20 protein-coding genes are annotated in these 23,399 nt (G+C 69.0%); 8 read left to right on the top strand and 12 right to left on the bottom strand.

From position 1 onward, the window contains the following. Positions 1-427: 427 nt before the first annotated feature. The 8 genes from L942_RS41540 to L942_RS41505 all read left to right on the top strand — a co-directional run bounded on the left by L942_RS41540 (position 428) and on the right by L942_RS41505 (position 9,690). Positions 428-1,162 carry an IclR family transcriptional regulator gene (locus L942_RS41540; RefSeq protein ID WP_037370838.1) on the top strand — a complete coding sequence of 245 codons (735 nt, stop codon included), beginning with the start codon at positions 428-430 and terminating at the stop codon, positions 1,160-1,162. A gap of 201 nt (positions 1,163-1,363) precedes the next feature. Next, the gene (locus L942_RS41535; protein WP_037370837.1) at positions 1,364-3,448 is read left to right on the top strand and encodes a hydantoinase/oxoprolinase family protein; all 2,085 of its coding nucleotides are present in this window, start codon (positions 1,364-1,366) and stop codon (positions 3,446-3,448) included. Positions 3,449-3,472: 24 nt separating this feature from the next. Next, positions 3,473-5,224 carry a hydantoinase B/oxoprolinase family protein gene (locus tag L942_RS41530; RefSeq protein WP_037370836.1) on the top strand — a complete coding sequence of 584 codons (1,752 nt, stop codon included), beginning with the start codon at positions 3,473-3,475 and terminating at the stop codon, positions 5,222-5,224. Between the two features lie 45 nt (positions 5,225-5,269). Next, positions 5,270-6,136: a hypothetical protein gene (locus tag L942_RS41525; RefSeq protein WP_037370835.1), complete on the top strand. Its 867-nt coding sequence runs from the start codon at positions 5,270-5,272 to the stop codon at positions 6,134-6,136. Positions 6,137-6,149: 13 nt separating this feature from the next. Beyond that, positions 6,150-6,476, top strand: coding sequence for a hypothetical protein (locus tag L942_RS41520; RefSeq protein WP_037370834.1), 327 nt, complete (start codon positions 6,150-6,152; stop codon positions 6,474-6,476). Positions 6,477-6,571: 95 nt separating this feature from the next. Next, on the top strand, positions 6,572-7,459 hold the full coding sequence (locus L942_RS41515) for an acetamidase/formamidase family protein (RefSeq protein WP_158684618.1): 888 nt from the start codon (positions 6,572-6,574) through the stop codon (positions 7,457-7,459). Between the two features lie 46 nt (positions 7,460-7,505). Further along, complete coding sequence (locus L942_RS41510) at positions 7,506-8,366, top strand: alpha/beta fold hydrolase (RefSeq protein WP_037370833.1); 861 nt, start codon at positions 7,506-7,508, stop codon at positions 8,364-8,366. A 190-nt stretch (positions 8,367-8,556) separates the two neighbouring features. Next, positions 8,557-9,690: an MBL fold metallo-hydrolase gene (locus tag L942_RS41505; protein ID WP_081655438.1), complete on the top strand. Its 1,134-nt coding sequence runs from the start codon at positions 8,557-8,559 to the stop codon at positions 9,688-9,690. 181 nt (positions 9,691-9,871) lie between these two features. On the opposite strand, the gene L942_RS46245 is transcribed toward L942_RS41505, so the two are convergent. From L942_RS46245 to L942_RS41450, 12 genes are all read right to left on the bottom strand, one after another. Further along, complete coding sequence (locus L942_RS46245; protein WP_369094770.1) at positions 9,872-10,099, bottom strand: hypothetical protein; 228 nt, start codon at positions 10,097-10,099, stop codon at positions 9,872-9,874. Positions 10,100-10,394: 295 nt separating this feature from the next. Continuing rightward, positions 10,395-10,958: a membrane protein gene (locus L942_RS41500; protein WP_037370832.1), complete on the bottom strand. Its 564-nt coding sequence runs from the start codon at positions 10,956-10,958 to the stop codon at positions 10,395-10,397. 337 nt (positions 10,959-11,295) lie between these two features. Further along, positions 11,296-13,599 (bottom strand): hydantoinase B/oxoprolinase family protein, encoded by a 2,304-nt coding sequence (locus tag L942_RS41495; protein WP_037370831.1) that lies wholly within the window; start codon positions 13,597-13,599, stop codon positions 11,296-11,298. Between the two features lie 11 nt (positions 13,600-13,610). Further along, positions 13,611-15,713, bottom strand: a complete 2,103-nt coding sequence (locus L942_RS41490) for a hydantoinase/oxoprolinase family protein (protein WP_037370830.1) — start codon at positions 15,711-15,713, stop codon at positions 13,611-13,613. Between the two features lie 18 nt (positions 15,714-15,731). After that, positions 15,732-17,309 carry an FAD-dependent monooxygenase gene (locus L942_RS41485; RefSeq protein WP_037370829.1) on the bottom strand — a complete coding sequence of 526 codons (1,578 nt, stop codon included), beginning with the start codon at positions 17,307-17,309 and terminating at the stop codon, positions 15,732-15,734. After that, positions 17,306-18,082 carry an alpha/beta fold hydrolase gene (locus tag L942_RS41480; RefSeq protein ID WP_037370828.1) on the bottom strand — a complete coding sequence of 259 codons (777 nt, stop codon included), beginning with the start codon at positions 18,080-18,082 and terminating at the stop codon, positions 17,306-17,308. The genes L942_RS41485 and L942_RS41480 overlap by 4 nt, the downstream gene beginning before the upstream one ends. A gap of 38 nt (positions 18,083-18,120) precedes the next feature. Continuing rightward, positions 18,121-18,747 (bottom strand): cysteine hydrolase family protein, encoded by a 627-nt coding sequence (locus L942_RS41475; RefSeq protein ID WP_037370827.1) that lies wholly within the window; start codon positions 18,745-18,747, stop codon positions 18,121-18,123. After that, the gene (locus L942_RS41470) at positions 18,744-20,066 is read right to left on the bottom strand and encodes an MFS transporter (RefSeq protein WP_063695861.1); all 1,323 of its coding nucleotides are present in this window, start codon (positions 20,064-20,066) and stop codon (positions 18,744-18,746) included. The genes L942_RS41475 and L942_RS41470 overlap by 4 nt, the downstream gene beginning before the upstream one ends. Positions 20,067-20,600: 534 nt before the next feature. Beyond that, complete coding sequence (locus tag L942_RS41465; RefSeq protein ID WP_037370825.1) at positions 20,601-21,194, bottom strand: TetR/AcrR family transcriptional regulator; 594 nt, start codon at positions 21,192-21,194, stop codon at positions 20,601-20,603. A 79-nt stretch (positions 21,195-21,273) separates the two neighbouring features. Next, positions 21,274-21,639 (bottom strand): SDR family NAD(P)-dependent oxidoreductase, encoded by a 366-nt coding sequence (locus L942_RS41460; RefSeq protein WP_235079665.1) that lies wholly within the window; start codon positions 21,637-21,639, stop codon positions 21,274-21,276. After that, complete coding sequence (locus L942_RS41455) at positions 21,636-22,511, bottom strand: VOC family protein (RefSeq protein ID WP_235079663.1); 876 nt, start codon at positions 22,509-22,511, stop codon at positions 21,636-21,638. Before L942_RS41455 ends, L942_RS41460 begins: the two co-directional genes overlap by 4 nt. Beyond that, positions 22,508-23,323 (bottom strand): alpha/beta fold hydrolase, encoded by an 816-nt coding sequence (locus L942_RS41450; RefSeq protein WP_037370823.1) that lies wholly within the window; start codon positions 23,321-23,323, stop codon positions 22,508-22,510. Before L942_RS41450 ends, L942_RS41455 begins: the two co-directional genes overlap by 4 nt. Positions 23,324-23,399 lie beyond the last annotated feature (76 nt).

The following is a 23,399-nucleotide window of genomic DNA, read 5'->3' as shown; positions in this document are numbered from 1 at the left end:
CCAGTTCGGCGAACGTAATCAGCGCGGTGCGGCATGTCAACCCCGCCGAGTCGCCGACGATCCCGGTCCCGCCGGCCGACGCCACCGTGCACCGCGCCGCACCCGCTCGCTCGCCGCACGCGGTCCACTAGCGAATCGCGAACGCTTCCGGCGCTCTTGCGGTGGTTTTCCGGGCAAGTCCCGCGGGCGACGGCGCGGGCAGAAACCGTTGCGAGTCAAGGCCGTCGGACAACGCCTGTTCGCTCAGCTTCGCCGATCCTCGCTGCCCGCGTCCGATTCGTCAAGGCGCGTCGAGCGGTCCGCCGGACGGGATTCCGGTTGCAGCGCATCGGATCCGCCCGCGACCTCTCGAACCTGACCGACCGCCGGTCGGCTCGCCGGCGATGAAGACGCGGTATTCTGCCGTCATGCGGGCAATGGACGCGCCGTGATCGACGGTCTCGAACGGGCCGTGCGGATGCTGGATCTCTTCTCCTCCGACACTCCCGAGTGGACGGTCGCCGACGTGTGCGCGGCGCTGGACCTGCCGAAGACCACTGTCTGGGACGGCATGCAGAGCATGGTCGACCTCGGGCTCCTCCGCCGCACCGGGCGCGGCCGCTACCGGCTCGGATGGCGCTCCTTCCAGCTCGGCCTCCGCTCGCGGGCGACCTCGGAGATCTCCGGTCCGGCTTGGACGGAAATGCGCGCCCTGGTCGATACTCACCACCAGACGGTTCAGCTGGCGACCCGCTACCGCGGCGAAGTCGTCTACCTCGAGAAGATCGCACCGCACACCGGCGTCCGCGTGAATGCGACCCGGCCGGGCGAACGGCTTCCGGCGCACTGCACGGCGGTCGGCAAGGTGCTGCTGGCCCGCCTCTCGCCGAGCGACCTCCGAGACGTCTGCGGAGAGCCGAAGCCCCGCACGCCCAGGTCCATCACGACGCTGGCGGAGCTGGAGACGGAACTGTCCTCGGTTCGCCAGCGCGGGTATGCACTGGACGTCGGGGAAGCTGTGGAAGGCATGTGCTGCGTCGCCGCCCCGATCAGCAACCGGCACGGCGACGTGCCGTGGGCGTTGAGCATGAGCTTTCCCGAACACCGCCGGGCGAGCCACGGGGACGCCTACCTCCGCGACGTGCTCGAGGCAACGCGACGGCTCTCCGAGCACGCACCCTGACCTGCGCTGTCCGCCCGGCGTTCGGCTGAGCCGAACGGCGCGTTGCCGACCCGATGTCGAGCGGGTTACGGTCGCGGAAACACCGACCCCGGTGAATACCGGATGTGGTTCGCGCCGGCCCCGCTTTACCCGCCCGCGGTAATTGTGCTGATGCGCTCCTTGGTCTCTCGCATGCCCGGTTCGACGCAATGGAGTTTCCCGATGACGAACGCAAGCAACAAGGCCGGACGAAGGATCGGAATTGACATCGGAGGCACTTTCACCGACCTATTCGTGATCGAGGGGAACGGTGCCTCCCGGATCTACAAATCCCCGACGACCCCGCACGACCCCTCCGTCGGGTTGCTGAACGGGTTGACCAAAGCGGCGGACAGCTTCGGAGAGTCACTCGAGGGCTTTCTCGGCACGGTCTCCACGATCGTGCACGGCACGACGATCGCGACCAACGCCGTCCTGACCCGGCAAGGGGCGAGAACCGGCTTCGTCACGACGCACGGCTTCCGCGACCTGCTGAACATGCGCCGCGGCATCCGAGAGCGGCAGAACGACTCCAAGTACGCACCGCCGGTTCCGCTCGTGCCCCGTGATCTCATCGCCACGGTCCGCGAACGTGTCGACGTATCCGGCAATGAGATCATCGCGCTGCACGAAGAGGACGTGCGTTCGGCAGCGCGCCAATTCCGCGAACAGGGCGTCGAGGCGATCGCGGTCTCCTATCTGTGGTCCTTCCTGGCTCCCGCGCACGAACGGCGCACCGCGGAAATCCTGCGCGAAGAGCTCCCCGGAGTCTTCGTCACGATATCCAGCGATGTCGTGCCCCAGATCCGCGCCTACGAACGACACAGCACCACGGTCCTGAACGCCTTCGTCGGCCCCAAGCTGCAGAATTACCTGGCGAATATCAAGCGGCAGCTGGCAGACCGCGGCTTCGGCGGAACCCTGCTTATCGTGCAGTCCAACGGCGGGGTGATGTCGCCCGAAATCGCCAGCGAATCGGCGGTCAACGCGCTCATGTCCGGGCCGGCAGCAGCACCGGGCGCGGCTCTGCAGTACGCCCGCCGGCACGGCTCCGAGGACGTCATCGCCGTCGACATGGGCGGCACGAGTTTCGACGTCGCACTGGTGCGCGCCGGCGAGTCGCTGCTGACCAGCGACAGCGAGATCGGCGGATACCGCGTTGCCCTGCCCATGCTCGACATTCACACCGTGGGCGCGGGCGGCGGCTCGCTGGTGTGGGTGGACTCGGGCGGCATTCTCCGGGTCGGTCCGCAAAGCGCGACCGCCAACCCGGGTCCCGCCTGCTACGGCCGCGGCGGCGAGAATCCCACGACCACCGACGCGGATCTCCTCATGGGTTACCTGAACCCGGGCCTGTTCGGAGACGGCGCCTTCTCCCTGGACGTGGAAGCGGCCCGCATGGCCGTGGAGGAGAAGGTTGCCAAACCGCTGGGCCTCTCGGTCGCCGAAGCGATCGAAGGCATTTACCGGGTGGTGAACGCGACCATGGCCGAAGCCGTCAGCGCCGTGTCGGTCAAACGCGGTGTCGACCCCCGGGAATTCACCATGGTAGTCGCCGGCGGCGCCGGGCCGATCCATGCGGTGCCGATCGCGCAGGAACTCGGGATCACCCGCATCATCGTCCCCCGGGAGTCGTCGGTGTTCTGCGCCGTCGGCACCCTTCTCACCGACCTCAAGCATCTCTACGCGCGCACCTTCGTCTCGGACCTCGACTCCCTGGACCTGGGCCGGGTCAGCGAGCTGTACCGGGAGATGCGCGACGAAGCCGTCGAAACGCTCCGCTCGGAGAACGTGGAAGACGACGCGATCGACCTGCTCTTCAGCGCCGACGTGCGGTACATCGGCCAGTTCACCGAGATCGAGGTTCCGGTGGCCTTCGACGGGGAGCTCACCCGAGAGTCGCTCAAGCAGCTGGTCGCCGACTTCGAGGAACGGCACGAGGCCCTCAACGGCTACGCGATGCCGGGACAGGCAGCCGAGCTGATCAACGTGCGCCTCACCGCGCTGGGCCGCACCGCCAAGCCGGTCCTCGCCGACTACCCCTCCGCGGGCGAGTGCCCGTCCGCCGCGCACAAGGGAACCCGCGAGGCGATCTTCTCCGGCTCGCCCGTCCAGACCGACGTCTACGACGGCCTCGCCCTGCGCCGGGACAACCGCGTCCTCGGCCCCGCGATCATCGAGCAGCCCACCACCACCGTCGTTCTCCTCGAGGGCTACGCCATGACGGTGGACGCGCAGGGCAACTACGTCATCGAGCCGGCGAACTGACCGGTCCGGAAGGGAATCAACCAGATGGCAACGACGCAATCCACGCCGAACCCCATTCTCGTGGCCGTGATCGGCAGCGCCCTGGACGGCATCACCGGCGAGATGGGCCAGACTATGCTGCGCACGTCGCGATCGCCGATTTTCGTGGAAGCACGCGACTTCGCGACTTCTCTCTTCAGCGCGGACGGCCGGCTGCTCGCGCAGACCCACTACATTCCCGTCATCGGCGGGGCGACGCCCTTCGCTTTGCGCGCCATCGCGGAGTTCTTCGCGGACGACGTGCACGACGGCGACGTCTTCATCCACAACGATCCGTTCAACGGCGGCTCGCACCTGCCGGACATCACCATCGCCCGGCCGGTCTTCTGGGACGGAGAGCTGGTCTTCTGGGCAACGACCAAGGGGCACAACGCCGACGTCGGCGGTGGCGGCGTCGTCGGGTTCAACCCCGGAGCCCGGGATGTCCTCGAGGAGGGCCTCCGCATCCCTCCCGCCCGCGTCGTCGAAAAGGGCCGGCCGCGGCGCGACATCTGGCAGCTGATCCTCTCCAACGTGCGGATGAGCGCCCTCGTGGAGAGCGTCCTCAACTGCCAGATCGGCGCCACCGCGATCGGCGAACGGCGGCTGAAGGCGCTCCTGGAGAAGTACGGCAGGCAGACCGTCAGCGATGCCGCCGACGAACTGCTGCGGGCGAGCGCACGCCAGGTCCGCGCCGCGATAGCCGAGATCCCCGACGGGGAGTACCGCGCCGACGCACTGATCGACAACGACGGCATCGACAAAGACCGTTCCTACCGAATCGCCCTGACGGTCAAGGTCGACGGCGAGCATCTCACCTTCGACTTCAGCGAGAGCGACGAGCAGGCGAAAGGCTTCGTCAACAGCACGATCGCCAACACGGTCTCCTCGGCCCACCTGGCCCTGTTCGGCTGCATCGACCCGGACATTCGCTACAACGCCGGCGCCATCGAACCGATCGACGTCATCGCCATGGAGGGCTCCATCACGCGGCCGGAGGACCCGGCACCCGTCGCCGCGTGCACCGTCCCGACCTGTGAGGCCATCGCCTCCGCGGTCTGGGTGGCTCTCGCCCAGGCCGTCCCCGGCCGCGCCCACGCCGGCTGGGCCCGCTGGTGCACGCCCGCGACGATGGGCACGAACCCCCGCACCGGACGGCACTTCGGCGACCTGCATTTCCTGGGCAAGGGCGGCAGCGGCGCCACCGAGGGCTTCGACGGCTGGGACCACCTCTCCCCGTCGAACACCCTGGGCGGGCTGCGCAGTCCGGACCCCGAACTGCACGAACTGGACACGCCGTACCTGCTGGAGGAGCTCGAATACCTCCCCGACAGCGCCGGGGCCGGTCAGTGGCGCGGCGGTCTCGGCGTGCGCTACCGGTGGCGGGTGCTGGCCGACGACATCGCCTGTGCCACCTACGGCAGCGGCTTCCTGCCCGAGACCGCGCCCGTGGGATTGCTCGGCGGCCAGCCGGGCATCGTCCAGAGACTGACCTTGACCCGGGCCGGCGCCGAGCCTGTCGAGGTCGACTCGAATTCGTTCTGCACCCTCAACAAGGGCGATGTCGTCGAAGTCATCGCGAGCGGTGGCGGCGGCTTCGGAGATCCGCGTCTGCGCCCCGCTGAAATGGTGCTGCGCGACGTCCGGGAAGGCGTGGTCTCGATCGAGGCGGCCCGCACGGCCTACGGCGTCGACATCGACCCGGGCACCCTGGAAATCCGTCCGGAGCAGACCCGGACACTGCGCGCCGGGAACTGACGAGCGCGCCGCATCCTCCGTTCGAACAGGAAAGGAAGTCTCACCATGGCCACTATCAGCCTTGCCGTGGCCGCGAGCCACGCTCCGGGCCTGGTCGGCATGTTCGATCAGGCTCCCCGGGAGTCGCAACAGGTGGTCAGCTCCGCCTACGGTTCGCTGGCCCGGCAGATCCGAGCGGCCGATCTCGATCTGATCATCATGGTGGCCAACGACCACATGGCGAACAATCGCATCCGGGAATACCCGGATTTCATCGTCGGCATGGCGCCCGAGCACCGCGGCCCGGCCGAATTCTTCAAAGACTGGCTGGCGTGCGGCGAATACGCGATTCCGGGACGCCCGGACCTCGCCGAAAAGATCTTCAACGGCCTGAACCGGCGGGGCGTGCACGTCTCCGCGACCCGCGAGAACCTCAACTTCGACGACAACATCTCGGTTCCGGTGGTGAAAACCGAGATCGAGGCGAGCGGAATTCCGATCGTCCCCGTCCTCCAGAACGTCACCGTTCCGCCCTTCCCCGATCAACGCCGCTGCTACGAGATCGGCCGGCAACTCGCCGACCTCATCGAAAACGACCTCCCATCCGACCTGCGCGTCGGCCTCTTCGCCACCGGCGGCATGAGCCACGAGCCGGGAGGGGTCCGGGACTTCTGGATCGACGAGGACTTCGACAACTGGTTCCTCGGCCTGCTCGGAAACGGCGACCACGACAAGGTGCTGGCCGAAGTCACCCTGCAGCGGATGGAGGAGGCCGGCAGCGGCGGCACCGAAGAGCTGCTGAGCTGGATCCTCGTCATGGGAGCCATCGGCGAACGCCCCTGCACCGTCCTCGGCTACACCGCCTGGGACAAGTGGCGCTGCGGCATCGGCGCCGTCAGCTGGGACATGACCCCGGCGCCTGCCCGGCGCTGAAGAGGAGATCACGATGAGTCTGCAGAGCATCAACCGAGCCTTGGTCTCGCACGATCTGGTGCAGGACCTCAAGTGGAACGGCGAGCTGCGCCAGGAGTTCGAGAAGGACGAGGCGGCCGTGCTCGACCGCTATCCCCTCACCCCGGCCGAGCGCACGGCCATCGAGGAACGGGACTTCCGCGCCCTCTACGACCTCGGGTTCCACCCCTACCTCGGGGCGCAGTTCGCCCGGATCCTCTTCGCCAACAACAAGTCCGGCGCCACCAGCGCGGTCCAGCATCTGCTGGCCTCCATCCGACGGGAACGGGTTCCGGACCGCAGCGAAACGGGCGAAGCGTGACGCGCAGGTCCGCCTGCCCGGCTCCGGCGGACTCGCCGGAGCCGGTGGGCCGCCTCCACGAGCTCCCTGCCGGACCGGACACCGTCCGGGTCGGGGTGATCGATACGGCCGCACCGCCCGTGCTCACCGTCGATCCCGGCGACGAGGTCGCCCTGTCGACGTGGGGGCATTGGGGCAATCGCGTGACGCCGGCGACCGTCATGGAGGACTTTCCCGCCCTCCGGGCGTCCTTCCCGGACGCTCTCGGTCCCCACTCCCTCACCGGCCCTATTCACGTGCGCGGAGCGCGTCCCGGCGACACCTTGGTGGTGGACGTGCTGGCGCTCGCCCCCGCGGCCCATGGATTCAATCTCGTCGTAGCCCAGCCCCGGGGCAGGGGCGTCCTCCGCGACCGGTTCCCCGCGGGGACGATCCGCCACTTCGAGCTGGACCGCGATTCCATGACCACCACGCTCGGAGGCAAGGTGAGCGTGCCTCTCAAACCCTTCCTGGGCATCATGGGCGTGGCACCGGCCGAAGACGGCGCGCGTAGCACGGTGGAGCCCGGCCCCTTCGGCGGCAACATGGACCTCTCCGAACTTGTCGTCGGCTCCCGTCTCAGGCTCCCGGTCTTTCGGGACGGCGCTGGCTTCTACTGCGGTGACGGCCACGCGGTCCAGGGGGACGGCGAAGTGAACCAAACCGCCATCGAAACCGGCATGGACCACGTGCGGTTGCGGTTCACCGTGGAGCCGGGAGCGCGGCTGCGCACTCCCCGGGCCGAAACCGAGACTCATTTCATCTCCCTCGGTTTCGGGACAACCCTCGAGGACGCCGCCCAGGACGCGGTGGACGATCTGGTGACCTGGCTGTCCGAGGAAGGACTCGATCCGGAAGAGGCCTACAGCCTCTGCTCTATTGCCGCGGATGTCCGCGTGACACAGATGGTGAACAACATCGTCGGCGTGCACGCCGTCATCGAGAAGCTCACCCGTCGGCCGTGACCCGGCCACACGGCCGGTGCCGGACAGCACAGTGAAAGGAATGCCGATGACCGGCATCGAGATCCCCGAATACCGAACGCACGCCTTCTTCGGCCTCGACGACAAGTGGTTGCCCACCGCGGACGGCGAACTCACGCATTATCACGAACTCGGCGAGGGGACGCCGATCCTCTTCCTGCACGGCTCAGGCACCGGCGTCACCGCCGCCGCCAATTGGTGGCTGAATCTGCCTTGCCTCGCGGAGCGGGGACGGTGCATCGCCATCGACTCCATCGGCTACGGCCAAACCGTCGTCGCGCCGGGTACCGCGTACGGGATCCGAGAGTGGGGACGACACGCCCTGCGAGTCCTCGACGCATTGGGCATCGACGAGACGTGGATCGTCGGAAACTCGATCGGCGGCTGGGTCGCTCTGCAACTCGCCATCGACGCCCCCGAGCGTCTCCTGGGCATCGTCTCGATGGGCACTGGGGGCGCGAAGAAGACGGCGGCATTGGCAGGCCATGCCAAGCCGGAACTGTCGCCGGCCGGCATCCGCCGCACGCTGGAGCAGTTCGTCGTGGACCCCGGCCTGGTCACCGACGAACTGGTCAACCTGCGCTACCAGGCAGCGTTGAACGACAGCGCGTCGAGCCGGCTGCGAGAGGTCGTCGCGGCCCGCGACCGCGACCGGGACGAGTTGCCGCTCGACCTCGACGCGCTCTCGGAACTCGAGATGCCCGTCCTGCTGATCCACGGGATGCAGGACGTGGTCATCCCGGTCTCGCGGACCTGGGAACTGCTGAATGCCATCCCCAACGCCGACGCACACCTTTTCAGCCAGTGCGGGCACTGGTCCCAGGTCGAACGCGCCGAAGAGTTCAACGAACTGGTCAGCCACTACCTCCGCCGGCACGCCGACCGCTGAGTGCGGCAGCGACCCCGTGCTGCTTGCCGTGCCCCGGTCGGCGACCCGATCCGCTGTCCGTTGCGATCCGGCGCGGGACAGTCAAAGGCTCAGCCGCTTCCCGGGCATAGGCGGAAACACCTTTCGCGAACAGTCCACGGCCCGTCGTCTCCTGCCCTCAGGTTCCACCACCCTCATCACGGGAGCAGTCATGTGCGAACTGGAAACTTCCGATGTCGAACGCGGCCGTCCGCCGGCAGTGCAACGGCGCCGGCTGCTGCAGGGCGCCGGCGGAGCGCTGGCCGCGGCCGGCCTGCTCGGCACCGGCTTCGCCGCACCGGCGTCGGCCGCCCCGTCGCGGCCTGCCAATGGTGCTGCCGCCGAGCTCATCCTCCTCGGCACCCAGGCCGGACCCCCGGTAGAGCCTGACCGCATGGGCATCTCGACCGCGCTGGTCGTCGACGGCGCGACCTACCTGATCGACTGCGGTCGCGGCGCCACCACGCAATACCTGCGGGCCGGACTGAGATTCGACGACCTCAAGGCCGTCTTCCTGACCCACCTGCACGCCGACCATGTCGCGGACTACTACAACATTTTCCTGATGGCCGGAGGACTGCCGAACAGCCGTGACGACGTCATCACCACCCCGGTCCAGGTCTACGGACCCGGCCCCGCCGGGGCGCTTCCGGCCAAGTTCGGCGGCGGCCAAGCACCGACGGTCAACCCCGGCAACCCCACTCCGGGAACGTACGAGCTGACCCAGTCCTGTCACGACGCCTATGCCTACAGCACCAACGTCTTCCTGCGCGACTCGGGGATCGCTGACATCCGCACCCTGGTCGACGTACGCGAAATCCGGCTCCCGGACGTCGGGGCCGACCCCCTGGGCCAGCGAGCGCCGGCGATGAACCCGTTCCCGGTCATGGAGGACGACCGGGTGCGGGTCAGCGCCGTGCTGGTCCCGCACGGCCCGGTCTTCCCCTCCTTCGCCTTCCGCTTCGAAACCGCCTACGGCTCGGTCACCTTCTCCGGAGACACCACCTACACCAGCAATCTGGAAACCCTCGCCCGGGGCTCGGACCTGCTGGTGCACGAGGCGGTCAACGTCCAAGGAGCCACCTTGTCGCCGGCCTTCCGCAGCCACCTGCTCCAGTCCCACGTGGAAGTCCAGAACGTCGGCGCCATCGCGCAGCGCTCCGACGTGCCCCGCCTCATCCTCTCGCACATCGGCGACCAAGCCGTGCGGCCCATCAACACCGCGCGGTGGCGCCGCTGGGCACAACAGGGCTACGACGGCCGGGTCCACATCGGCAACGACCTCGACCGTATTCCCTTGACCTGACACGTTTCGCGGCGTCGGCACATTGTGCGCGGCACCCAGCGACCGAGCTCTCGCCTGCGCCCAGAAGGACTCCATCATCGCGTGGCGGCAGCGGTCGCCGATGGTGCCCATTGACGCGAACAACCCCGCGGCGCGGAGCCGCCGACCTGACGCCGACGACACGTCTGCTTCCCGAAGTCGGTTACGCCGGTGCCGCACCTGGTCCCTGGTGCCGCAACTCGGTGTCCCCGCAGATTCGTGATCGAGCGCGAACGCTGCCGGATTTGACGACGCAGCGCGGGTTTTTCTGGAACTCCTCCGCCCCGGGAAGATCGCCGTCGATGACAGCGAGGTCTGCGCAGGCACCTGGTGATATCCGGCCGACGTCGGCGAGGCCGAGAAAATCGGCGGCCGACGACGCGGGGGCCAGCAGGGCCTCCGCGGGCGACAGGCCGGCCCGGCCACCGATTCGAGCCAGGACACCTGGCCCTCATCGTTCCAGTGAGAGACGAAGGAATCACGGCGGCGAAACACGGCCGACACGTCGAGCTCACCGGTCACGGCTTCCCGCGCGCGGGGCACCTGCCGGGCCGCACGGAGCGCCGCTCCGCAGCAGCGCCTTGGTCGACACGCAGGCCCGTAGGAACACTCGCCGCCGACCAGCTCGCGCTCGATGATCGCGGCGGTCACTCCGCCTTGGACGATCCGGTCAGCGGCGTTTCATGTCAGTTCCCCCTGGCGGGACGGCCGAGGCGAATCGCCGAGACGAGGAAGAAAATGCCACCGAGAACCGCGTAACCGGCCACACTGGACAGTGCGGGTTTCGCCGCCGAGGCGCTCAAGATGAAGTTGGCGCCGGCCAGCACCGAAATGCCGCCACTGAGGATCATCGGCCACTGGCCGCCCATCTTGCGCCGGCTGATCGCGACGATCAGCTGCACCAGCCCGGCCACGATCGCCCACGCACCCCACACCCGCAGCACCGCCGGAATCCCGGAAGCCGCGGCGACACCGATCCCGGCCGTGGCCAGCAGGCTGATCGCCATGTTCACGTACAGGCCCGTGACCGATCCACTGCCCTTGGCCGAGCGGGCGTCCACAATGGCCGATCCCACGTCGAACAGCGGATACAGGACGACCAGCACAACGCCGACCGCCCCCAAGCCCGACTTGGTCGTCAGGAACACCAGGACCGCCCACACGATGGCGAACGCGAACCGCACGAAGTACAACCGGCGCAGCGCCGGGGCGAACCCACCTACGGCGGTCGAGTCGACAGTAGTCACCATGATCCCTTCATCGTCTGGAAGACTTTCCCAGGAAGACCGAACGTTCTATCTTTCTTCAGCATGGCGACCACGCTGGGCAGTGTCAAGGCAGAACGTTCTTTCTTATTTCTTGCGCACGGTGGAACGCCACGAATCCGAGCACACCCGGCCGAAGCGGACTCGCGCCTGTTCCGCACCGCCGCCAAGTTCTTCCGCGCCGAAGGGATCCACGCCGTCGGATCGACCGCCTCCTCGCCAGGGCCCGGGCTGCCCGGGCGAACCGCTCCCGGCCCTTCCCTGGCGAGGAGGACGCGGGGCGGTCAAGCGAGGAGCGGCTTGAGCGTGCCGGGGTGCGGACTCACACCCAGCTCCGGTAGTCGTCGACAGGCAACGGGTGGTCGACGGGGACGACACGGGAGTTGACCGCGGTCAGGCAACCGGGGCAGCACAACTGGCGGAACACGATCTCCGCGTCGACGTACTCCAGCGGGTCTTGCCAGATATGCGGGCCCGCTTCGTTCGGCGCCGAGTCGCGGCGGGCGAGCCCGGCGACGAACGCACCACCTTCCAGCGGACCGATCTCGGTTCCACAGTGGACACAGGCCACAGTTCCGCTGTCCAGAACTACGAGGTTGTCGTCGAGCCGGCGTGCGTAACGCGGGCCTGGAGCCACGATCGGCGCGAGCCGGTTGCCGGCCAGCCCGGCACCGGATGCCCGGCGGTGCCGGATTTTCTCCCGCAACTCGCCGGTCGCTGTCGCGTCGACTTCCCCAGACCGCAGCACGACGCCGTAGACGTCCCGCGCGGCATCCGCCGACACCCGGACTTGCCGCACGTCCTCCCGCACGCTTTCCGGCGCGCGGAGCAGCGGGTCGCCGTACCCGCCACCGGCCTGCCAATGCAGGTAGAGAGCGTCGCCGGGACCGAGGTGCGACTCGCCTTCGCAAGGCAGCACCTCGATCTGCCCGCCCAGCTCGCCCAGGTCGGCGGGGATGGCGACCGCCTGGGCGAGCTGGGGCTCATTCACTCCGCGCACGACCAGATCGAGCTGGGAGTTGCCCGGGTAGCCGCCGGCCAGGCCGACGTTCTGGTTCGCGACCTTGCCGGTTCCGGACACGACCAGGGACATCGTCCCCGTCTGATCGGGGTGCTGGACGTAGCAGACCGAGCCGCTCATCCCGCCTCGCTGGCGACCGGGCCCGCCGGAGTCGGTCTGCTCGCGGCGCCACAGCGCCACGAGCGGGTAGAGGTACTCGGTCATTTCGACGTCTGGCGCCCGCGCCGAGGGGATGATCAACCGGCCGCCGGTGTCGACGCCGTCGTGGTAGACCTGGGCTCCGTAGCCGCCAGCCATGACGTCGAAGATGGGAGACACGAAGCCTTTGCTGCCGCCGCCGCGAACGTCCACACCGGACACGACGCAGAGGTCGGTGGTGCCGTTGCAGATCGACTGCACGTCGGTGCGGTGGTCGGGTTCGGCGTCCAGCATCTTGGCGAGCACCTCGGCGACCAGGTTGCCCGACCCCCAGGCCGGGCCGAATGGGCCCTTGCCGACCGCGGCGGGGAACGAGGCGTTGGTGATGGTGTCCTCGTCGGTGATGATTTCGAAGCAGCGCATCAGCCCGCCGGCCGCCCACGGGATGTCCCCGGCCAGCAACGGCAGCATGGTGAAGACGATCCCGGCCCGCAGCCCCGGGTAGGGGCAGTTGATGATGCCGGCTTGCCCGGCGGTCCCGCGGAAGTCGAAGACGAGGCGGTCGGCTTCCTTGGTCATCGCGACCTTGATCGCGTGCAGGCCGCGGTCGCCGGTCTGCGACTGCTCCTGGTAACCGACCGCGGTCCAAGTCCCGTCTGGCAAGGTTTCGAGCTTGGCCCGCAGCCGGCGTTCGGCGTCGTCCATCATCCGGTGCATCACCGCTTTCACGGTGTCGGCGCCGTACTTGGCGATGAGCCGGAGGATTTGCTCGGCCGCGTTCTTGTTCGCGGCGATCTTGGCACGCAGGTCGAGGCCCACCAGGTGCGGGAGCCGTGATCGGCGGACCCAGGCGTCCGCGACGTCCCGCTGCAGCACCCCGCCGCGGACGACCTTCATCGGCGGCGTCGGGACCGCCTCGCCGAAGACGTCCTGCGCGGACGGGCTGAAGGACCCCGGCCGCGGCCCGCCCAGGTCGACCTGGTGGGCGATGGCCGTCGTCCAGCCGAACAGCTTGCCGTCGTGGAAGATCGGCGCCAGGACCGCGGCGTCGTTCTGGTGCAGGCCGCCGCCGATCCACGGGTCGTTGCACAGGAACATGTCGCCTTCGGCGATGCCGGGGTTGTCGCTCCGGTGGCGCAAGGTCCAGGTGATGGCGAGGTCCATCGAGCCGATGAGACCGATGTTGTAGGTGCCGACCTGCACTTGCTCGCCGAGTTCGTCGCAGATGGAGAAGTTGAAGTCATTGGACTCGGTGACGACATGCGAGCCCGACATCCGCCGCAGCGTCTCCCCCATCTCCTGGGTGATCGCCCACAGCCGGTGCCGGACGACTTCGTAGGTCAGGGCGTCGACGTCGGCGTCATGGACCTGGTGCAGCGCCAGGGCGGGCGAAATCTGCCGCAGCAGTTCCTCGCGCGGCATGGGGCGGCTGGTGAATTCGTCCGCCCCGGGGATCTTGGAAGTCATGGGAACTGTCCTCACTGGTAGCGCAGCACGAGGTTGCCGAGGTGGTCGACGCGGCCGGTGACCCCGGCGGGGACCACGACCACGGTGGTCGGGACGTCGACAATCGCCGGACCGACCAGCTCGTGGCCCGCGCGCAGCCGCGCGTAGTCGTAGACGGGGGTCGGCACATAGCCGATCTGCGAGTCGAGGCAGACGGAACGTTCCCCGAGGAATGCCTCCGCGGGATCGGGGCTGCCGGCCTCCGGGACGACCGGCAGGCGGACGGGGAACCCGAGGCTCGCCTTGGCTCGCATCCGGTAGGTGATCGCCTGCACGCCGGCTTCGCGGTAACCCGCCCCGCTGCCGTTGATCCGCTCGTACTGTTCCTCGAAACGCTCGAGGATCTCGTCGCCGGTCCGCTCGGTGAACTTCTCGTCCGGAACGGCCGTCGCGAGCTCCGTGACCTGCATCGAGTAGCGCAGATCGATCTCGCGGTGCAGCGAGACGTCGTGGAACTTCACTTTCTGGCGGTCCAGTGCGCGCTGCAGGTCGGCTTCCAACCGTGCGAAGTGGGATTCGAGCACCGTGTGGTCGACCGGGAAGGACGACGGATCGGACAGCTCCGCGCTCAGCGCGACGTCCGAGGCCGCGAGCCCGTACGCCGAGAAGGCGGACGCGACAGGCCCGAGCGGCACGACGACCTCGCTCACGCCAAGATCCTGGCAGTAGCCGGCGCAGTGGGCGGGTCCGGCTCCGCCGAAGGCGTAGACGACGAAGTCGCGCGGGTCGTAGCCGGCCTGCACCACGGCGCGCCGCAGCAGGTCGCCCGCCTGGGCGTTCTGGACTTCGTGGATGGCGATGGCGGCTTCCTCGACCGACAGGCCGAGCGGCTCGGCCACGTGCTCGCGGATCGCTTCCCGCGCCAGGTCCAGCCGGAGCGGCTTGCGGCCGCCGAGCAGCCCGCGTTCGCCGAGGATGCCGAGCACCAGGTTGGCGTCGGTGTTCGTGGGCCGGGTCCCGCCGTTGCCGTAACAGGCCGGGCCGGGGACGGCTTCGGCGCTCTGCGGACCCAGCCGCAGGTTCCCGCCCTCGTCCACCGACGCGAGCGCGCCGCCGCCAGAGCCGATGGTGTGCACGCGGATCGTCGCCGCATTGACCGGGAACTGGTTGACGATCGAGCCGGGGGCCATGACCGCTTCGCCGTCGACGATCAGTCCGGCGAGGAACGTCGTGCCGCCGACGTCGGTGGTGATCACGTTGCGGTGGCCCAGCTGCTCGGCCAGGCGCATCCCGCCGACGACACCGCCGGACAGCACGGATCCGACCGTGGTGATGGCGTGCTCCGGAGCCCGTTCGGCGGTGATCGTGCCGCCCTCGCTCTGCATGACCAGCAGCGGCCCTTTGAGCCCGCCCTCCTCCAGGTGTTTCTGCAGCGGGAGCAGGTAGGTGCGCAGCCGGGGGCCGACCTGGGCGTTCATGATCGTCGTGGAGGTCCGCGCGAACTCGCGGATGCGCGGGCTGACCTCCGAGGAGAGCGTGACATACATGTCCGGGGCGATCTCGTGGATCAGCTCGCGGACGCGCTGCTCGTGGACCCCGTTCTTGAACGACCACAGCAGGCAGACCGCGATCGCCTCGACGCCTTGGTCCACAAAGGACCGTGCAACCCGGCGGACCTCGTCTTCGTCCAGCGGCACCAGAACTTTCCCGGCGTGGTCGATGCGCTCGGTGACTTCGAGGGCCCGGTACTTCGGGATCAGCGGCGCGGGCTTGCGCTGCCGGAGCGTGTCCTGGATCTCGTGGGCCGAGCGACCGAGGGTGCGGCCCTCGGCGTTCATGATGTAGATCGCGTCGCGGTGGCCTTTCGTGGCGATCAGCCCGACGTCCGCCACCTGCCCCTGGACCAGTGCGTTGATCGACGCGGTCGTGCCGTGGGCGATGAAGTCGGTCTGCGAGAGCAGTTCGCCCACGCCGATGCCGAGTTCGCCGGCGAGGTCTTCGATCGCGCGCATGACCCCGGCCTCGCGGTTCGGCGGGGTCGTCGGCGTCTTGGCCGAGACGATCCGGCCCGCGCCGTCGGAGGCGACCGCGTCGGTGAAGGTGCCGCCGACATCGATGCCCAGTGCGTATGGCATGGCGTTTCTCCTGGTTCTTTACCGCTGGCGAGCGGTCACGGTGGTGAGGACCTCGTCCGGACGGACCCGTGCGTCGCCCATCCAGGCGACGTGCTGGTCTGGGCGCACGAGCAGCAGCTCGGCGGGGTACCGGCCGGGCAGGTCGACGACGGCGAGCGGGATCCCGAGGTCGCGGGCTGCCACTGTCCACGGCGTCACTGCGGCGCCCGGGTCTGTGCGGAGCAGCGTGAAGCCGGGGCTGAGCAGGTCGAACACCGCCCGGCCGTCGTCGAGCCACCGGTGCGGCAGCCGGAATCCCGGCCGCGCCCGATCCTCGTAGCCGCCCATGGCGATCTCGGTCTGGTCTTCGCCGCCGATGATCAGCGGCGAGCCCGCGTAGTGGTAGCCGAAGCTGAATCCGTCGGGCGAATACCGGCGCGGCTCGGTGGCCGCGAGCCGTTCGGCGAGTTCCGCGCGGGCTCGCTCGCCCTCCGGGCCCGTCAGGTGGATGTCCGGCGAGATGTCCGCGAACGACGTGCGGGCCTGGGCGCCCACTGCGTCGGCGAACTGCTCACCGACCGGCTTGCGTTCGAGCTCGTAGGCGTCCAGCAGCTCCGGCGGGGCCCAGCCGTGACAGACGGCCGCGAGCATCCAGCCCAGTGTCGCCGCGTCCTGGATGCCGGCGTTCATGCCGAAGCCGCCGACGGGTATCCAGATGTGGGCGGCGTCGCCCGCCAGGAACACCCGGCCGACGCGGTACTGCCGCGCGACGAGCCGACGGCCCGTCCAGCGCACCACGCCGAGCACCTCGTGCTCGATGGACCGGCCCACCGACTCCCGCAACAGCTGTTCCGGGTCTTCGTTCCCGGTGTCGTGGCCCGGTGCGAAAGCCACGTGGTTGAGCCACAGAGAATCGCCGTCGATGGCGATCAGCGACGCGATCCGGCGGCCGTAGGTCCAGTACGTCCAGGCCCGGTCCCGGGCGGCGAGCTTCCCCAGCTCCGGCGACCGGACGAAGGTCGACACGAACTGCTGGATCGCGTCGACGCCCTCGTACCGGATGCCCAGCTGCCGACGGACAGTGCTGTGCGCGCCGTCGCAGCCGATCACGTATGCGCACCGCAGGACACGGCGCTCGCTGCCGGATTCGACGATCGCTTCGACGTCGTCGTCGCGGTGCCGGAGCTCCACGAGCCGCGTGCCGCGTTCCACGCTCAGCCCGGGCAGCTTGCTCGCGCGCCTCTCCAGGATGGGCTCGAGGTACAACTGCGAGATCCGGTGCTGCGGCTCCGGTGTCGGCCAGCCCTCCTTGCCGACGCCGGCCAGGACGTCGTGCGCGGACGACAGGTCGATCCGGTAGATCTCCTCGCCGTCCAGGGCCGTCCGGTACTGGATCGACGTCGGGTAGTCCTCCGGCAGGCCGGCGCGCCGGATCTCTTCGGCCAGGCCGAGCCGCCGGAAGATCTCCATCGAGCGCGCGGACGTCGTGTTGCACCGCGGGTTGACGGGCCGTTCGCCGGTCGCCTCCACGACGCGGCACGGCACGCCGCGCTGCGCGAGGTCGATCGCCAGGGTCAGGCCGGCGGGGCCGGCGCCGACGATGAGGATTTCGGTCATGCGCTCAGGAACTCCCCTACCAGCTTGCAGAACTCGTCCGGCTGGTCGACGTGGATCCAGTGCCCGGCCCCGGGCACCACCTCGAGCCGGCCGCGGGGCAGGGCGTCGACGAGGCGTTCGGAAACCTCGACCGGCGAGACCCGGTCGCACTCCCCGTGCAGGACGAGCACGGGGTGGACGATCTTCGCGAGATCGAGCGGCGGAGGACCGCCGGCGACGTCGGCGAACATCGACCGGAACGCCGCTTCGGCCCCCGGGCGCAGGGCTTGCCGCAGCCGGAGGTCGGCGAGCTCGTCGAGGAGGTCGCCGTGGACGCTCTCGTCGGCGACCAGCCGGCCGAGGGTGGCCCGCATCGACACTTTGGTCGGGTGGTCGTAGAAGGGAACCGCCGGCGGCAACGGCCCGGTTCCGGCTCCGCCCATCACGACCGCCCGCTCGATCCGGGCCGGAGCCACGGACAGCAGAGCCAACGCCGCGGCTCCGCCCGCGGCCGAGTTGCCGACCAGGTGCACCCGCTCCAAGCCGTGCCGGTCCAGGAGGTGCAGGACTTGCCGCGCCCGGGCCAGCGCCCACGCCCGCGGCCCCGCGAGCCCGCCGGACCCGGCGATCTGCGTGCCGAACCCGAGCAGATCGGGCGTCAGGCAGCGGAATTCGGCCGACAGCCGGGAGCGGACGCTCGCCCAGTTGCTCGCGGCGTCGACACCCGGGCCGCCGCCGTGCAGCAGCACGAGAGCGGGGCCCGCCCCGGGGAATTCGTCCGATGTGGCCGGCACCTGCAGCCTCCTCAATGGATCGTAAGTCGGGGCGGTCGTCACGGCAGCCGCGAAAGGAATTCGTCGGCGCCGACCAGCCGCGACGAGGTCAGCGACATCACCCGCAACGCGGCCAGGTGCATTTCGCCGGCGGACATGGCCCCGGCGCCGAGGTCTGGGTAGTCGCAGGACGCGCACGCGTCCGAGACCACGACGGAACGGAACCCGCGCTCCAAGGCTCCGCGTGCCGTACCGAGCACGCAGCATTCGGTCGTCATCCCCGTGAGGACCACCGTCTCCACGCCGAGCCCGCGCAGGATGATCTCCAGATCGGTGGCGTAGAAGGCGTTGTAGCGGTGCTTCTTGATCACGGGTTCGCCCGGCAGCGGCGCGAGCTCGGGATGAATCTCCGCGCCGCGTTCGCCGTCGACCAGTGCCTCCCCGGCCGCCACGGGCGGGTACAGCTCGCGGTGGACTCCCATGTCCGCCCCGCCGGCCCGGTGGACGTGTGCGGCATGGACGACCGGCATCTTCCGGTCGCGAGCGGCGGCGAGAATCTTCTGGATCGCGGGGATCACGCGCCGCCCCTCCGGAAATTCCAGCGGCGCGCCCTCCTCCACGAAATCGTTCTGCATGTCGATGACGAGCACCGCGGTGCGGGCCACGTCGATCACCGGGGCGCTCACGCTCCTGCCACCTCGCTTCCGACAGTTTCGGGGCGGGGCACGGAATCCGAGGACGGGTGCCCAAACCGGGCGAGCAGGAGCACCGCGGCCGCGCCGAGCACGCCCGGGATCGCGAAGACCCGGAACATCGACCCGGGAACCCAGCCCGCCTCCAGCAGGAAGCCGGCGATCAGCGGTGCGAGCACCGCGCCCAGCCTGCTCACCGCGACGGCCAGGCCGAGAGCCGTCGCGCGCGATTCGGCCGGGTAGAGGCTCGGGATGAGGACGTTGATCCCGGACACCGCGCCGTTGAGGAAGAGCCCGACGAGCACTGCCGCGACCAGCGCGGTCGCCAGCGTTCCGAGCGAAATAGAGAAGAGGACGAGCGCGAGAGCGCCGAGGCCGAAGTAGGCCGCGGTCAGCCGCCGGGGCCCGGCCCGGGACACCAGCAGCCCCAGCAGGATCGCGCCCGTGATGCCGCCGAGGCTGAAGAGCACGCCGCCGCTGATGCCCTGCTGGTTCGACATCCCCGCCTTCAGCAGCAGGCTGGGTGTCCACGAACTCGCGAAGTAGAACATCAGCTGTGCCGCGATGAACGCCGTCCAGACCAACACCGTCCGGACGGCGTTGCCGCCGCGGAACAGCGATTCGAAGACCACCTTCCGCGCGGCCGACACCGAACGCGCGGCGGGCAGCTCCGCTTCGGGAGCGCGGCCCATCGAGGCGAGAATGCGGTTGAGCTTGTCCAGCGCATGGCGCGGCCGGCGGGCGACGAGGTAGTCCATCGACTCGGGCAGGTAACGCAACCCGGCCGCGAAGAGGACCGCCGTGAGGACGCTGCCGAAGACGAAGACCGATCGCCAGCCATACGAGCCCAGCAGCAGGCTGGAGGCGATCCCGGCGACGAACGAGCCCAGGCCGTAGCCAGTGGTGACCAGCGCGACGACCAGCCCCCTGCGCCGATGGTTCGCGTACTCGGAGGTGAGCACCGGCAGGCTGGCCGCCATCGCGCCGACAGCCGCGCCCGTCACGACCCGGCAGGCCAGCAACTGGCCGAAGTCCTGAGATACGGCGGCGGCGAGCATGCCCAGGGAGGCCAGCGCGAGGCAGGCGAGCGTAAGCGTCCGACGACCCACGCGGTCGGCGAGCGGGGCGAGGAAAAGCCCGCCGATCGCCATCCCGGCCAGCCCGCCGCTGAGCAGTACGCCCACCCCCGAAGGGGAAAGGTGCCACTCACGGGTTATCGACGGCCCGACGAAGGACGTGACCAGGAGATCGAACCCGTCGACCAGATTGATCACGAGGCACAGTGCGACCGCTCTCGTCTGGGCACGGCTCATCGGTGAGTTCTTGACCTGCTCGAGAACGTTCAAGGGAAACCTCGCTTCATTGCGGCGGTCGGACAGGCCCCCCGAAGGAGCCCGCACTGGCGCTGGAAGCGCCGAGTACGGGGCACTCCGTGTTCTGTATGTAGCGATCACTCTACAATGTCGGGGCTTTGTTGGCTACAGCTGACGCGAGCGACGCTCGCACCGTTGCCGGACCGGCGAACTCGCGGCCCAGCCGGGCAGCCGAAAGCCCGTGCGAACACGGCCGCCTTCCCAGATCGATTGCCGCGGCGAGCAGCGCCGCAGCATGACGCCGCGAACCCGCGGGGCAAGATCGCTGCACCGGCGCGAATTCCGTCCACTTCAGACAGTCCTCGCGCTCGATCCGGCCGCTTTCCGGAACCGCCGAGCCGCCGCAGCGACGACGCAAAGTCCTGGCGGCGGCACCCACGACGCTCCCATCGCAAGACTGAGACCGAGAAAGCGCTCTGTGGATGGACTGCCCGGCAGCCTGACGATCAGTAGCGAGCGAGCAAAAGCTGCTGGCTACTTCGAGACGGGCTCGACGCGGTGCTGAAGGATCCCGTCGACACCCCGCAGGAACGTGTCGCAGACGCCAGCCGGGTCGGCCAGGCAACCCGAGACCATCGCGCCGTCCCGCAGCATCACGAAATGCCGGCCCGCCAGTTCCGGCGGAGTACCGCCGACCTGCGCGAGCAAGTCCGTGACAGTGCTCAGGAACCACTCGCGATGCGCGAGGACGGCTTGATGCACGGGGTGCACGGGATCGGGATACTCCGCAACCGCATTGAGAAACGCGCAGCCGCGGAAATGCGGCGAGCGAATGCCCTCGGCGATCGATTCCGCGATGGCTCGCAGCATGTCGGCGGCCGGAAGGTCGTCGGCGAGGATCTTGCCGAACGCTTCGCGCTCCATCTCGTGCACACCTTGCAGATACGCGACGACGAGGTCTTCTTTGCCGGGGAAGTGCCGGTACAGCGTGGCGCGGGTGACCTTCGCCTCCGCGACGATCCGGTCGATCCCGACCGAGTGCAGCCCCTCCGCGTAGAAGATCCGGGTGGCCGTCGCGAGCAGCCTCGACCGCGCTTCGGATACCTGACCTCGAGCGTTGTGCACCATCCGCACAACTGTAACAGATAGAACGGTCGGTATCGATGCGAGATCCGCCGCTGAGATCGCAAACTTGGTGGAGTGAGCGCTACACCCATAGAAGAAAGAACGTTCTGTTCTCTTCTCCCCTCCTGAGGAAGAAACTCATGCCCATCAGTCGCAGCATGAACGCGAACCGCTCCGGTTCGAACCGCTCGAGAGGTGCCACGTGCTGGATCCCGGCGTTGTTCACCAGGATGTCCGCTTCGAACGTGCGCTTCGCCAGGTCGTCCGTCCGGCTCAGGTCGATCGCGAGCGCCTCGCCGCCGATCCGCTCCGCCGTCCGGGCGGCCCCCTCGGCGTCGACGTCGCACACCACGACGTGGGCGCCCAGCCCGGCGAGCCGGGTCGCCACGGCCGCGCCGATCCCGCTCGCCGCGCCGGTGACGATCGCGCGGCGTCCCGACAGGCTCACGAGTTCGGCACCGCGAAGGGATTGGGGCTGACGTGGTGGTGCCCCCACTCGTCCGAGCGCCCGAAGTCGTGCGGGACCCAGTCGTCGCCTACCTCGATGCCGCCGCAGCCGATTTCCAAGTGGAACCCGCTGGGATTCCGGACGTAGAAGGAGATCGCCTTGTCGTTCATGTGCCGCCCGAGGCTGATCGAAATCGGCACATCGTTGGCCTTGGCCCGGTCATAGGCGCGCCCGACGTCGTCGATCGAGGCGTGCTCGAACTCGAGGTGGTGGATCGACGGCGCCTCCGCGCTCGCCAGTGCGATGCTGTGGTGGGCGCGATTGCAGCGGAAGAAGAACAGTCCGGGCGCGCGGTAGTCGGTCAGCTTGAATTCGAGCACGGATTCGTAGAGCTCGCGCAGTTCCTCAACTTTCGGGCTGGCCAGGACGAAGTGCCCCAAGCCGGTGACGCCGGGCCCGCCCGGCGGGCGGTCGACGCCGAGGCGCACCTTGGCTTCGCCGACCGCCAGCTCCACGCGGTAGCCGACCGGATCGGTGAACCAGCGGAGCCGGGTGGCACCGCGCAGCTCCATTTCCTCCGCGGTTCCGTCGGCGACGCGGTAGCCGGCATCGGCCAAGCGCTGCGTCAGCCGGTCGAGTTCCCCCGGGGTGTCGACGATCCAACCCAGCTCCCGCGGGCCGTCCTCGGTCGACGGGTAGAGCGCGACGCGGTACTTGAACTCGTCCATTTCGGCGAGGACGACCTCGTCCGTGCCGGACTTCGCGTGGCTGACGCCGACTCCCAGCGTGCGCCCGAGCAAGTCGGTCCACGCGTCGACGTCGGTGACGCGGAGACCGACGTAGCCCAGCTTCCTGATGCCCACGGTTGTCATCCCTCCGCCGCGGCGGCGGCCCCGCCCCGCAGGAATTCGCGAACGATGTGGTTGAACTCGGGTGCCCGCTCGTACTGGACCCAGTGCCGGCAATGCGGCAGCACGCGCAGTTCGGCATCGGGGATTCCGGCGAGGATCTTGGCCGCCCAGGTCAACGGAACGGTCTGGTCCTCCCGGCCCCAGACGAGCAGCGTGGGAGCGCTGATGAGCCCCAGGTCCGGCGTCAGGTCGCCGAAGTTCGGCGGGATCGGCAGCTCCGGATGGGCCCGCAGGCTCGATTCGTAGCGCTCGTCGATGAGTGCTTCAGTGGCCAGGGACTCGTCGAACACCATCAGCCGCACGAACTCTGCCATCGCTTCGCGCGAAGGTTTGTCAGCGGCCATGTAGCCGAACAGGCGCTCCAGTCCGATCGGCCAGGGCGGCGCGTCCGCAGGCAGCACCCCGCCCGGCGCCATCAGCACGAGCCGGTCCACGCGGTCCGGGTACCGCATCGCGATCCGCATGGCCACCGCACCCCCGTAGGAGTTGCCGACCAGGTGCGCCCGCTCGATCCCGAGCGCCGTCATCGCGCGGCACACGCGGTCGGCGGCGTGAAAGATCAGCGGATCGTCGCTTTCCGGCCGCGGGGATTCGCCCCAGCCCGGCAGGTCGACCACGATGTTCCGGTAGTCCGCGAAGGCGGGCAGATTCCCGCCGAAGTTGCTCATCCCCGTGGCGCCCGGCCCCGAGCCGTGCAGCCACACGACCGGACTGCCCGAACCGGCCTCGGTGTAGGCCAGACGCGCGTCTCCGACGTCCAAGGTGCTCGTCATTGTGCCGCCCTCATCGTCCTGTATGTAGCGCTCACTATACATACGGCGGCAGCGTTATCAAGGCCATCGCAGATGG

The sequence above is a fragment of the Amycolatopsis orientalis DSM 43388 genome, assembly GCF_000411975.1.
Lineage (GTDB): Bacteria > Actinomycetota > Actinomycetes > Mycobacteriales > Pseudonocardiaceae > Amycolatopsis > Amycolatopsis orientalis_D.
The sequence above is the reverse complement of the archived record's forward strand: the minus strand, read 5'-3'. Positions and strand labels throughout refer to the sequence as shown.